Source organism: Mesorhizobium amorphae (assembly GCF_014843845.1).
GTDB classification, from domain to species: domain Bacteria; phylum Pseudomonadota; class Alphaproteobacteria; order Rhizobiales; family Rhizobiaceae; genus Mesorhizobium; species Mesorhizobium amorphae_A.
The window spans coordinates 1-11,267 of sequence record NZ_JHQS01000116.1 but is presented as its reverse complement, the minus strand read 5'-3'; the positions used below and the strand labels follow the sequence as shown (position 1 = coordinate 11,267).

13 protein-coding genes, 2 tRNA genes and 1 pseudogene are annotated in these 11,267 nt (G+C 63.0%); 13 read left to right on the top strand and 3 right to left on the bottom strand.

Going from position 1 to position 11,267, the window contains the following annotated elements; translation table 11 throughout:
* Positions 1-914, top strand: a pseudogene (gene katE, locus DH08_RS30495) (catalase); the annotation flags it as partial.
* A 68-nt stretch (positions 915-982) separates the two neighbouring features.
* Complete coding sequence (locus DH08_RS30490) at positions 983-1,273, top strand: hypothetical protein (RefSeq protein WP_192182942.1); 291 nt, start codon at positions 983-985, stop codon at positions 1,271-1,273.
* 42 nt (positions 1,274-1,315) lie between these two features.
* Here the strand turns inward: DH08_RS30490 and DH08_RS30485 are convergent, their stop codons facing one another.
* The gene (locus tag DH08_RS30485; RefSeq protein ID WP_192182941.1) at positions 1,316-2,476 is read right to left on the bottom strand and encodes an extracellular catalytic domain type 1 short-chain-length polyhydroxyalkanoate depolymerase; all 1,161 of its coding nucleotides are present in this window, start codon (positions 2,474-2,476) and stop codon (positions 1,316-1,318) included.
* A 350-nt stretch (positions 2,477-2,826) separates the two neighbouring features.
* Positions 2,827-3,909: a sensor histidine kinase gene (locus DH08_RS30480; protein ID WP_192182940.1), complete on the bottom strand. Its 1,083-nt coding sequence runs from the start codon at positions 3,907-3,909 to the stop codon at positions 2,827-2,829.
* A gap of 585 nt (positions 3,910-4,494) precedes the next feature.
* Between DH08_RS30480 and DH08_RS30475 the strand changes: the two genes are divergently transcribed.
* Positions 4,495-4,947, top strand: a complete 453-nt coding sequence (locus tag DH08_RS30475; RefSeq protein WP_192182939.1) for a hypothetical protein — start codon at positions 4,495-4,497, stop codon at positions 4,945-4,947.
* 129 nt (positions 4,948-5,076) lie between these two features.
* On the opposite strand, the gene DH08_RS30470 is transcribed toward DH08_RS30475, so the two are convergent.
* Positions 5,077-5,151: transfer RNA gene (locus DH08_RS30470), tRNA-Thr, on the bottom strand.
* A gap of 161 nt (positions 5,152-5,312) precedes the next feature.
* Between DH08_RS30470 and DH08_RS30465 the strand changes: the two genes are divergently transcribed.
* The 10 genes from DH08_RS30465 (at position 5,313) to DH08_RS30420 (ending at position 11,266) form a co-directional block, all read left to right on the top strand.
* Complete coding sequence (locus tag DH08_RS30465; protein ID WP_120018508.1) at positions 5,313-5,489, top strand: hypothetical protein; 177 nt, start codon at positions 5,313-5,315, stop codon at positions 5,487-5,489.
* A gap of 135 nt (positions 5,490-5,624) precedes the next feature.
* On the top strand, positions 5,625-6,917 hold the full coding sequence (gene murA, locus DH08_RS30460; RefSeq protein WP_006200919.1) for a UDP-N-acetylglucosamine 1-carboxyvinyltransferase: 1,293 nt from the start codon (positions 5,625-5,627) through the stop codon (positions 6,915-6,917).
* Between the two features lie 249 nt (positions 6,918-7,166).
* Entirely contained in the window at positions 7,167-7,601 is a 435-nt protein-coding gene (locus DH08_RS30455; RefSeq protein WP_192182938.1) for a DUF2948 family protein, read from the top strand.
* Positions 7,602-7,609: 8 nt separating this feature from the next.
* Positions 7,610-8,902 (top strand): histidinol dehydrogenase, encoded by a 1,293-nt coding sequence (gene hisD / locus DH08_RS30450; protein ID WP_192182937.1) that lies wholly within the window; start codon positions 7,610-7,612, stop codon positions 8,900-8,902.
* A 4-nt stretch (positions 8,903-8,906) separates the two neighbouring features.
* Positions 8,907-9,392, top strand: coding sequence for a UPF0262 family protein (locus DH08_RS30445; protein WP_006200922.1), 486 nt, complete (start codon positions 8,907-8,909; stop codon positions 9,390-9,392).
* A 1-nt stretch (position 9,393) separates the two neighbouring features.
* Positions 9,394-9,846 carry an arsenate-mycothiol transferase ArsC gene (locus DH08_RS30440; RefSeq protein WP_192182943.1) on the top strand — a complete coding sequence of 151 codons (453 nt, stop codon included), beginning with the start codon at positions 9,394-9,396 and terminating at the stop codon, positions 9,844-9,846.
* A gap of 87 nt (positions 9,847-9,933) precedes the next feature.
* Positions 9,934-10,152: a translation initiation factor IF-1 gene (infA, locus tag DH08_RS30435; protein WP_006200926.1), complete on the top strand. Its 219-nt coding sequence runs from the start codon at positions 9,934-9,936 to the stop codon at positions 10,150-10,152.
* Between the two features lie 24 nt (positions 10,153-10,176).
* Positions 10,177-10,803 carry a Maf-like protein gene (locus DH08_RS30430; protein WP_192182936.1) on the top strand — a complete coding sequence of 209 codons (627 nt, stop codon included), beginning with the start codon at positions 10,177-10,179 and terminating at the stop codon, positions 10,801-10,803.
* A complete protein-coding gene (yacG, locus tag DH08_RS30425) occupies positions 10,800-10,997 on the top strand; it encodes a DNA gyrase inhibitor YacG (RefSeq protein WP_006200929.1) in 198 nt (65 codons plus the stop codon). Before DH08_RS30430 ends, yacG begins: the two co-directional genes overlap by 4 nt.
* A 193-nt stretch (positions 10,998-11,190) precedes the next feature.
* Positions 11,191-11,266 (top strand) — tRNA-Phe (locus DH08_RS30420).
* The last annotated feature ends 1 nt before the right edge of the window (position 11,267 follow it).

The following is an 11,267-nucleotide window of genomic DNA, read 5'->3' as shown; positions in this document are numbered from 1 at the left end:
ATTTCCAGCAGGATGGCCACATGGCCATGCGCAATCCAGTCGGACGGGTGAACTACCAGCCGAATTCATTCGGCGACGGCCCAAGGGAGTCGCCGCAGCGCGGCTTCCGCTCGTTTGCAGAAACCGAACAGGGGCCAAAACAGCGCATCCGTGCCGAGAGCTTCGCCGATCATTACAGCCAGGCGCGGCATTTCTACATCAGCCAGACGCCACCGGAGCAAGGCCACATCGCGGCCGCGCTGACCTTCGAACTCAGCAAGGTGCAGACAGCGGCCATCCGCGAGCGGATGGTGTCCCACCTCATCAACATCGACGAAGGCCTGGCAAAAAAGGTCGGCGACGGGCTTGGCCTGAAGGCGATGCCGAAGCCCGCCGAAGCGGCCATTGCCACGCGGCAGGATCTTGCGCCGGCACCCTCGCTCAGCATCCTGGCTAACGGCCCCGATCGGTTCGAGGGCCGCAAGCTCGGCATCCTCGTTTCCGACGGCACCGATGCGGCGCTGCTCAAGGCGCTGACCGGTGCAGTGGCCAAGGCCGGTGCCAGTTTCGAGATCATCGCCCCGAAGGTTGGCGGCGCAAAGGCCAGCGACGGCAGCCTGATCGAGGCGCAGCAGATGATCGGCGGCGGCCCCTCCGTCCTCTACGACGCAGTCGCATTGCTGCCCTCGCAAGCGGCGATGGCGGACCTGATCAAGGAAGCGACGGCGCGCGATTTCGTCGCCGACGCCTTCGCCCATTGCAAGTTCATCGGCTATGTCGAGGCCGCGACGCCTTTGCTGGAAAAGGCAGGCATCGCCGATACTCTCGACGAGGGATGCATTGCACTCTCCGGGCCGCAGGATGTTGCCAGCTTCCTGGATGCCCTTGGCGCCCTGCGCCTATGGGCGCGCGAGCCCAAGGTGAAGATGTCATAGCCAATGCGGCAGCCTTCAGCGGCGGAACCGCGCGCATTTGCGCCCGTCGTCCAGAGTGGGAGCAGGCAATGACGAAGGAGTTCGAAATGAACGATGACACCGAGCAAAATCAAGGGCAGCCGCCGCAGGAGCAGTCCGGCGACAAACCTCGCCAGCACAGGATCGAGGGCAAAGCCTTGCGGGTCAACGAAAACAGCGTGGAAGACCGCGACCCTTCCGCTTTGCCGGCGTCGCCGGACCAGCGCTCCGGCGACCTGCTCAAGAAACACAAGGTTGAGGGCAAGGCGCTGCGTGTGAACAACGACAGCGTGGACGACCAGGAACCCGCCCGCTCACCAGTGCCCCCACACAGGGAATGATCGCGTGGGTCGTCGCTGCCGTTCTTCACGACGGCGACGACGCTAGCGCATCAACCCTGCTGCTCGCAATGCGTCCTCGATGACCTTGGTAATGCCCGCAGCCGAACCACGCGCGTTGAGAGGCTGCGGTTCCGGGGTGGGATCGATATGAACAGCCCGCGGTTTTTCCGCCTGCGTAAAAGCCTGCAACGCGGCGCCCGAAGCCGGCTCGGTTTTTCCGGGGCGCCGCACGCTTGGCTTCGCGAGACCCCAGAAGCGGGCGACATGGCGTGTCGAGGAAATCCCCACGTCCAGCATGAACGGCCCTGCCCTGCCGAGGCCATCGTCGCCGGTCGTCTTGAGCGGCGTGCCATGGCCCATGCCGGCAATTGTATATTTCTCGATCAGTTCCCGGCCACTGGTGTCGCACCAGACCTGCCGTGCTTGACCATCGACTTCTTCCGTGCGTGTCGGGGCCTTGCCGACGCCATGCACCCCTTGCCATTGCGAGAGGATCGCGTCGGCATTCGAGGGCACAACGGTGTTGTCGGCCGAACCCTGCCAGACCGAAATTCTCGGCCAGGGACCGTTGTGTGGGGAGGCCTCGTTCAAGAGCCGCTGGAGTTCGGCTTTGGATCGGCCACCATGGCGGCCCCGCATACGGTCGAAGGCTTCGGGAATGGTCGAGGCGCTGCCGTAGGCAAGCCCTGCAATGATCGCCCCGCCGGCGAACACCTCCGGGTAAGCCGCCAGCATCACTGTCGCCATGGCGCCACCTGCGGAAAGACCGGTGATGAAAATACGCTTGCGATCAAGATCATGCGCGACGACCGCCGCCTCAATCATCTGTCGGATGGAAAACGCCTCGCCGTTGTCGCGCCGGATATCCCCAGACACGAACCAGTTGAAGCAAAGGTTAGCATTGTTGGCGCGTTGCTGCTCGGGGAAGATCAATGCGAAACCAAGCTCATCAGCGAGTTGCGACCAGCCTGAGTGAAAGTTGTAAGCATTCGCGTTCTGGGTGCAGCCATGCAGCACGACAACAAGAGGCGCGCCCTTTGGCAGGTTTTTCGGACGATAATATTTTGACTTCAAAGCCCCCGGATTTGAGCCGAAACCCATTAGAGGAAGGAGATGGTCTGGCGCGCCGTGCTCGATGGTTTCAGTGAAGCGTTGTGCTCTCAGCGCGGCAAGCCGCGCGATCGTGTCGGAGATTTTTCGCAAAGGGAGCGTCCTTCGTTGTGACGCCCGAAATTGGACGGCAACAGGTGCAACGCGATTGCCGCAGTATCGTTGCTGCACTGCACAAAAATCGAAACGGAGGGCCACAAACCAGGCGAGCCGCATCCACCTCGATTTCCGGTAAGCAAAAACCCATCGTGGACGTGGAGCAATACCGGCCTGCGCTCAGATCTGCTGACCATTCTCATAACCTCTGAGTAGGATGATGGCCTTGGGTAGAGGCGGTGACCGCCGGATGCCTAACGACCGAGTCGGCTTTGGAGGGCCGGCTTTCTATTGGGTGGCCGCAACATGAAAGCATCCGCCAGTATGCAATGTTCGCTGGGCAATTGTTAGCTTGCTGCCGCCGATCGCTTGAAGACGATGGTCACCTTCGTCCCTTCGCCGGCGCTAGACTCGACGTCGAACTGCGCCTTGGCGTTCTCGGTCAGTGAGTGTGCAATCAGCGCACCCAGCTTGCCGGGCTTGGGCCATGTCTCGCCTTCCGGCAGGCCGATTCCGTCGTCCGCAATTATGACCCGGCAGCCGTCGCCACTGACGATGCTATGCAGCGTTATCGTTCCGCCCTCGCGCGCCTGAAAGGCGTGTTTGAGTGAATTGGTCAGCAATTCGTTCACGACCAGTCCCGTCGGCATGGCGACATTGATAGACACTGGGTATGTATCCACCTTCATGTCTAGGCGGATCCCCTCGACCGCATGCGAGCTCATCACCGCCGATGCGATCTGGCTAAGATAAACGCCGAGATCGACCTCCTCTTTCTGCTCGTCGGCCGATAGAGTCTGGTAGAGGATCGCCAGAGCGTCTACGCGCCCGGCGAGCCGCTCAAATCGTTTTTGGTCTGGCTCGGTTGCATTGCGCGTTTCCAGACGGATCAATGCGGTGATCATCTGCAGGTTGTTCTTCACCCGGTGCTGCAGTTCGCGCAGCAGGGTGTCCTTCTCGCGGACGCGCTCCTCCACCGAATGGGCTTCATCAGTTTCGCCATGGGATGACACGTCGACCAGCGCCACGAGTCTGAAACAGACCTTGCCGTTGTCGTCCTCGATGACATTGGAATAGACGTCGACAATCGGTTGCTTGTCCTCGTCGCGCTGCAGCCGGAAGGTGCCGACGAAATCGGTCTCCTCGACTACGGCCTCTGCCAGCGGCCGGTCCTTCTGCTGATGTATGCCTATGCCGGAAAGTGCTGCCCAGTTTTGCCGGGTAAGCTTGGCCGCCTTCAGGCTGGCCAGTCGCTCGAATTCCGGATTGGCATAGACGACGCGCTCCTTCCCGCTCAGGTCCGAAACGGCAATCGCGATCGGCACCTGGTCGAGGAATTTCTTGAACTGTTCACTTTCCAGCGCGGTGGCGAGGTCAGGCGTATCGAGCAATTGCTCAACCGTCTCGGCCTTTTCTGAATCCGGTGTCATCTAGGGCCTGTGCTTGCTTCGGGAGCTCAATGTCATCAGTCATGCACTTCGCCACCGCCAAAACTGGAAGAGGCGACGGTATCAGGAGTAGCCTCGCGTCACGGAGCGGCCGATGGCGTCACATTGCAGGACCAGACAATCTGCACGCCGCCGAAACTGCCTACAGGCCACCGCACGTCGCGGCGGCTCGTCGGCCATTTTCTTGCCCCATCGCTTCGGCCATTCTGGTGCCATGCTAGAGAGAACCCCGCTCTTGCGAACCGAGTTCCCGCCCAACACGAACTCTTAGATTTGGCTAATGTTCCATCAAGTCTGCGGCATCAACCACTGCGCCGATAAGGCGCAGCTAAAATCAAAGTGCCAACAGACAATCTACTGCCTCATGGAAGCCGGTTGGAACGCGAGGCGTTTGGGATCCTCGCGTGCGCTCTGGCTCGGCGCCGGCAGCTTCGCCCCTAAGGCGCCCTCGCGGCGGTCCTCTCCGGATAAGCTTACGCAACATAATGCCGATTGCGCGCGTTCTACTCGATGGAGGAGCTATGGCCGATCTATCAGACGGCTCGGCGACAAGATCGGAGGGCCAGGATGCCTAAGTTCAAAGAAGCGCTTGAGCGCGGAAAGGAAGCTCGCCGTCAGCAGGAGGAGTATCCCCGCGATGAGAAGGCGGAGCACGGGCCCCCTTTGGCGGACTTCGGCGCGCAAGCCAGGACCTGGCTAAATGACGTCGTGGTTGCGTCGTTGGAAGCAGCCAAGGCTGACGTGGCAGGCGAGATAACTGTCGACATAGACAGCGCCTCACGCCGCCAGGTGAAAGCGTCAGCGCCGTCAATTCGGTTCCAGATCTACAGGAAGCGAGGACCGGGGAAGCAGATCAGAAGGACGTTCACTGTCAGCGTTCAGTTGAGTGGAGGGGTCTCAGTCTCCGCGCCTGGGATCGTGGCGAAAGATGTGGGAAACATCGGCGATAGGTCTGATGAGCGGTTCCGTAACCTGGTAGCGGAACTGATCGAGGACGCCGCTAAGGGCACGGGCATTTAGGCAATCTGTAGGCAAGGTCGCGGAGGGCTGTGATGGCAACCGCTGATTCCGGTCAATGTCCCTTACTTGCGGGCTCGGGGGATAGCTCGCTGCCTATCGCCGTTCTTCGGCGATCATGGCCCGATAGGCTGGTGCTGCGAGAGAGGATTGAACTCTCGACCTCTCCCTTACCAAGGGAGTGCTCTACCACTGAGCTACCGCAGCCGCCGATGGCGGGGCTTCTGCCATATCGAACCGGCAAGCGCAAGGCCAAGCGCAACGCATCTGTGAAAGCCTTTGCCGGATAGCTTTTGATGACATGGCGGCGCCACAATGTTGGCTATCCCTGAATGCCACGCTGGCGGGTCGCCGGCCGGGACGGGACGATGGACGACAAGACAATTCCAGCGAAAAAGAGTGGCGCGAGCCGCAAGGACAGGCTTGCCGAGCAGTTGCGCGCCAATCTGCAGAAACGCAAGGCACAGTCGCGCTCGCGACGCACCGGCGCGGCCGACGAGCGGCCTGAAGGGCTGCAGGCGTCGGGCAAAACGGGAAAAGATTAACTCAAATCAGCCACACTGGCCGGCCACACTTGGTCCTGTGGAAATCCTATTTCTTGAACCAAGCCGGCCAATGGTCTAGACGGGCCGATACTCAAACGATTGAAACCGGCCATTCGGCCGAGGGGACGTTCTTCCATGGATCGCATCAGAATTGTCGGCGGCAACAAGCTTGCCGGAAGCATTCCGATATCGGGCGCTAAAAACGCCGCCCTTCCGCTGATGATCGCCTCGCTCTTGACCGACGACACGCTGACGCTGGAGAACGTGCCGCATCTGGCCGATGTCGAGCAGCTGATCCGCATCCTCGGCAATCACGGCGTCGACTATTCGGTCAACGGCCGCCGCGAGAAGCAGCAGGAAGGCTATTCGCGCACCATCAATTTCTCCGCCCGCAACATCGTCGACACCACCGCGCCCTATGAGCTGGTGTCGAAGATGCGCGCGTCCTTCTGGGTCGTCGGGCCGCTGCTTGCCCGCATGGGCGAGGCGAAAGTTTCGCTGCCCGGCGGCTGCGCCATCGGCACGCGTCCGGTCGATCTGTTCCTCGAAGGCCTGCAGGCGCTGGGTGCCGATCTTGACGTCGACACCGGCTATGTCATCGCCAAGACCAAGAACGGCCGCCTCGTCGGCAACCGCTACGTGTTTCCGAAAGTGTCGGTCGGCGCCACCCATGTGCTGATGATGGCGGCTTCGCTGGCCAAGGGGGAAACGGTCCTCGAAAACGCCGCTTGCGAGCCCGAGATCGTCAATCTCGCCGACTGCCTCAACGCCATGGGCGCGAAAATCTCCGGCGCCGGCACGCCAACCATCACCATCGACGGCGTCGAGGCGCTGTCCGGCGCCCGCGTCCGGGTCATTCCGGACCGCATCGAGACCGGCACCTATGCCATGGCGGTGGCAATGACCGGCGGCGACGTCGTGCTGGAAGGCGCCCGTCCCGAGCTGTTGCAGACCGCGCTTGACGTGATCGCCCAGACCGGAGCCGAGATCACGCCGACCAATTCCGGCATCCGCGTGCGGCGCAACGGCGCCGGCATTGCGCCGGTCGACGTGACGACGGCGCCCTTCCCGGCATTCCCGACCGATCTGCAGGCGCAGTTCATGGGCCTGATGACGATGGCCAAGGGCAAGTCGCGCATCACCGAGACGATCTTCGAAAACCGCTTCATGCATGTGCAGGAACTCGCCCGGCTCGGCGCTCACATCACGCTCTCCGGCCAGACGGCGATCGTCGACGGCGTTTCGAAGCTGAAGGGTGCGCCGGTGATGGCGACCGACTTGCGCGCCTCGGTGTCGCTGGTCATTGCGGGCCTGGCGGCCGAAGGCGAGACCACGGTCAACCGCGTCTATCACCTCGACCGCGGCTTCGAGCGGCTGGAGGAGAAACTCTCCGGCTGCGGCGCGGTGATCGAGCGGATTTCCGGTTAGCAATCGAAAGGTCGGCGCCGCCCCAGCGTCCTGCCTTCGCTGTCGCTCCCGGGCGTTCGTCGCTCGAAAAGCCAGGCAGTTGGCTTTTCGTCCGCAGCGCGGATCACGCCTCACCCCCCGTCACTATGCGGGGAGAAGTGCCTGGCAGGGCGATGAGGGGCAGTGCAAACCTGAGGCCGTTGGCGCGGTTGCGCGGATCGCCAAGACCGCCTAACAAGCTGAAAACCAACTTTCAGGTGCGAAATCCGCATGAATGCCCTCAAGCTTGTCGCCCTCGACGATCAGGATCTGAGCATCGTCTCGGCCCATGTCCAGGACGCCGTGATGAAGGTCGGCGACCTTGAATTCCTGCCGGCGGCCAAGCGCTTCGTGCTGACCATGAACCGCTTCGTCTGGGAGGCGAAGTCCAGCCTGTTCCGCCAGCACAATGAGCGGCGGCAGGCCGTGCTGCATTTCGACCGCGTGCTTGGCGCCAAGACCAACGGCATTACCCGAAACAAACCGGCCGAGGTGCTGTCGCTGCTGGCGATCAGCTTCGTCGAGATCAGCAAGCCCGCCGGCATCGTCGAGCTGATCTTTGCAGGTGGCGGCACGATCATGCTCGATGTCGAGTGCATCGAGGCCCGGCTTGCCGACATCGGCGGCGCCTGGGAAGCCACCTCGCGCCCCGTGCACAGGGCCTGAGCGCCAAGATGGCCATCACGCTCCGCCAGTCCGATGCCGATTTCGAACAGCGTTTCGCCGCATTCCTGTTGACCAAGCGGGAGGTGTCGGAGGACGTCGATGCCGCCGTGCGCGCCATCATAGCGCGCGTGCGCGCCGAAGGTGACGCGGCATTGATCGACTACACGCAGAAATTCGACAAGGCAGACCTGAACAAGCTTGGCATTGCCGTCTCCAGGGACGACATCGCCAAAGCTTACGACGACGCTGATCCGGCGACGATCGAGGCGCTGAGCTTCGCGCGCGACCGCATCCGCTCCCATCACGAGCGGCAGAAGCCGAAGGACGACCTCTATACCGATGCCGCCGGCGTCGAGCTCGGCTCGCGCTGGACGGCGATCGAGGCCGTCGGCCTGTATGTACCGGGCGGCACGGCGAGCTACCCGAGCTCTGTGCTGATGAACGCGGTGCCGGCCAAGGTGGCCGGCGTCGAGCGCATCGTCATGGTGGTGCCGGCGCCCCACGGCATCATCAATCCGCTGGTGCTGGTGGCGGCCGATATTGCCGGCGCGTCCGAGATCTACCGTGTCGGCGGCGCGCAGGCGATCGCGGCACTCGCCTATGGCACCGAGACGATCAGGCCGGTGGCCAAGATCGTCGGGCCCGGCAATGCCTATGTCGCGGCCGCCAAGCGCCAAGTGTTCGGCACCGTCGGCATAGACATGATCGCCGGACCGTCGGAAGTTCTGGTCGTGGCCGACGGCAGCAATGACCCGGACTGGATCGCCGCCGACCTTTTGGCCCAGGCCGAGCATGACGTGTCGGCGCAGTCGATCCTGATCACCGACGACCCGGCCTTCGGCAAGGCGGTCGAACAGGCGGTTGAACGCCAGCTCCAGAGCCTGCCGCGCGCCGAGACGGCAGCGGCAAGCTGGCGCGATTTCGGCGCGGTGATCCAGGTACCGACGATCGAAGCCTCTTTGCCGCTGGTCGACCGTATCGCGGCCGAACATGTCGAGCTCGCCATCGACGATCCGGAAGCCTTCCTGTCCAGGATGCGCAATGCTGGTGCGGTGTTTCTCGGCCGTCATACGCCTGAAGTCATCGGCGACTATGTCGGCGGCTCCAACCATGTGCTGCCGACGGCGCGATCGGCGCGCTTTTCTTCGGGCCTTTCGGTGCTCGACTTCGTCAAGCGCACCTCGACCCTGAAGCTCGGGCCGGAGCAGCTCCGGGCGCTGGCGCCGGCGGCGATCGCGCTGGCCAAAGCGGAAGGGCTGGATGCGCATGGACGTTCCGTCGCCATCAGGCTGAACATGTAGAACCATGTCTGACTACGATCGAACCCGCGCCAGGCTGATCGACGTCGAACTCGACGAATCGATCGGCCGTTCGACGCCCGACGTCGAGCATGAGCGCGCGGTGGCGATCTTCGACCTGATCGAGGAAAACAGCTTTCAGCCGATCAATGACGATGGCGCCGGGCCCTACCGGCTGAAGCTGTCGCTGGCCGAGTCGCGCCTGGTGTTTGCGGTGGCGCGCGAGGATGGTGCTGCCGTGGTCACCCACATCCTGTCGCTGACACCGCTGCGGCGCATCGTCAGGGATTACTACCTGATCTGCGAAAGCTACTACGACGCCATCCGCTCCTCGACGCCCAGCCATATCGAGGCGATCGACATGGGCCGGCGCGGCCTGCACAATGAGGGCTCGCAAACGCTGATGGACCGGCTTGCCGGCAAGATCGACATCGATTTCGACACGGCGCGCCGGCTGTTCACGCTGGTCTGCGTGCTGCACTGGCGAGGCTGACCTGCCTGCCCCTCTGCCTCGTTCGATCCTGTTCCTGTGCGGCATGAACGCCGTGCGCTCGCCGATGGCCGAGCAGCTGGCGCGGCGCATGCTGCCTTCCGCCACTTTCGTCGCCTCGGCTGGAGTGCACCGTGGTGAACGCGATCCGTTCGTCGACGCGGTGCTTGCCGAGGAGGGTCTCACGCTCGGTGAGCGTCACCCAAGGACGATGGACGACCTCGAGGACGACTATTTCGACCTGATCGTGACGCTGGCGCCGGAAGCACACCATGCCGCGCTCGAACTCACCCGCTCGCTCGCCGTCGACGTCGAATACTGGCCGATGCCCGACCCGACCGGCGCCGGCGGCACGCGCGAGCACATCATGGCCGCCTATCGCGACGTGCGCGAGCGGCTGAAGGCGCGGATATCCGGCCGTTTTCTGGCGCCGCAGGCAAAAAAAGCCGCGGATTAAGCGTGTTCACAAGCGGACGATTATCATATAGGTTCCGCCAAAATTCCGGCCGGCGCGCTGGAACTGCCATCCAAGCAAAGGTATCGAATGCCGAAGGAAGAAGTCCTCGAGTTTCCGGGTGTCGTGACGGAATTGCTGCCCAACGCGATGTTCCGGGTGAAGCTCGAAAACGAACACGAAATCATCGCCCATACGGCCGGCCGCATGCGCAAGAACCGCATCCGCGTGCTGACCGGCGACAAGGTCCTGGTCGAGATGACGCCCTACGACCTGACCAAGGGCCGCATCACCTACCGTTTCAAGTAAGATCAAGAGCCTGCCGGAATCGCGATGAGCATTTTGCAGAAGCTGGTGCTTGCTTCGGGTTCGCCGCGTCGGATCGAGCTTTTGCAGCAGGCCGGCATCGAGCCGGACCGCGTTTTGCCGGCCGATGTCGACGAGACGCCGCTGCGCGCCGAGCATCCGCGCTCGCTGGCCAAGCGGCTGTCGAAGGAGAAGGCCGAGAAGGCGCTCGCCTCGCTGCAGAGCGAAGACGACCATGCGCCATCCTTCGTGCTCGCCGCAGACACGGTGGTGGCCGTCGGGCGGCGCATCCTGCCCAAGGCCGAGACGCTCGACGACGCCGTGAATTGCCTCGGCCTGCTGTCCGGCCGCTCGCACCGGGTCTATTCCGGCATCTGCCTGATCACGCCGGGCGGCAAGCAGCGCCTGCGGCTGGTCGAGACCAGGGTGCGCTTCAAGCGGCTGCCGCGCGAGGAGATCGATGCCTATGTCGCCTCCGGCGAATGGCGTGGCAAGGCCGGCGGCTATGCCGTGCAAGGACTGGCCGGCTCCTTCGTCGTCAAGCTGGTCGGCTCCTACACCAACATTGTCGGCCTGCCGCTCTACGAGACGGTGGCGCTGCTTTCCGGCGAGGGCTTCAAAGTCCACACCAGCTGGCACGCCGCGCGGCCATGAGCCTGGACGACAAGGTGACGCCGCTGCGCCCGAAGCGCCCCTGCCCCGAATGTGGCAAGCCGTCGGCGCGCGAGACCTATCCGTTCTGCTCGACGCGCTGCAAGGACATCGACCTCAATCGCTGGCTGAAGGGCGCTTATGTGATTACCGCCCGCGACGACGAGGAAGAGCCGGACGCGGACGGGCCGAAATAGGCCCGTTTGGGCCGGCTACCTCGCTGCCGCCACGGCAGATGATCGGTGTTCCAGAACGCTTGGCGTTTCCCACCTGAAATCAACGCTTAGGCGCTGGACAGGCGGAATTCCCGTGCTATAACCCACGCGCTTTCAAGGGGCGCCCACGGCGCTTTCCTGAAATCCGGTCAACGATATCTCGTTTGCCGGCGAGGCCCAGATAGCTCAGTTGGTAGAGCAGCGGACTGAAAATCCGCGTGTCGGTGGTTCGAATCCGCCTCTGGGCACCAT

Bases quoted from the DNA above. Each gene is read 5' to 3' on its own strand.
- DH08_RS30475 (WP_192182939.1), top strand. From the start codon at position 4,495: ATGCCTAAGTTCAAAGAAGCGCTTGAGCGCGGAAAGGAAGCTCGCCGT.
- DH08_RS30490 (WP_192182942.1), top strand. From the start codon at position 983: ATGACGAAGGAGTTCGAAATGAACGATGACACCGAGCAAAATCAAGGG.
- DH08_RS30465 (WP_120018508.1), top strand. From the start codon at position 5,313: ATGGACGACAAGACAATTCCAGCGAAAAAGAGTGGCGCGAGCCGCAAG.
- DH08_RS30455 (WP_192182938.1), top strand. From the start codon at position 7,167: ATGAATGCCCTCAAGCTTGTCGCCCTCGACGATCAGGATCTGAGCATC.
- DH08_RS30480 (WP_192182940.1), bottom strand. From the start codon at position 3,909: ATGACACCGGATTCAGAAAAGGCCGAGACGGTTGAGCAATTGCTCGAT.
- DH08_RS30445 (WP_006200922.1), top strand. From the start codon at position 8,907: ATGTCTGACTACGATCGAACCCGCGCCAGGCTGATCGACGTCGAACTC.
- yacG (WP_006200929.1), top strand. From the start codon at position 10,800: ATGAGCCTGGACGACAAGGTGACGCCGCTGCGCCCGAAGCGCCCCTGC.
- murA (WP_006200919.1), top strand. From the start codon at position 5,625: ATGGATCGCATCAGAATTGTCGGCGGCAACAAGCTTGCCGGAAGCATT.
- DH08_RS30430 (WP_192182936.1), top strand. From the start codon at position 10,177: ATGAGCATTTTGCAGAAGCTGGTGCTTGCTTCGGGTTCGCCGCGTCGG.
- hisD (WP_192182937.1), top strand. From the start codon at position 7,610: ATGGCCATCACGCTCCGCCAGTCCGATGCCGATTTCGAACAGCGTTTC.
- infA (WP_006200926.1), top strand. From the start codon at position 9,934: ATGCCGAAGGAAGAAGTCCTCGAGTTTCCGGGTGTCGTGACGGAATTG.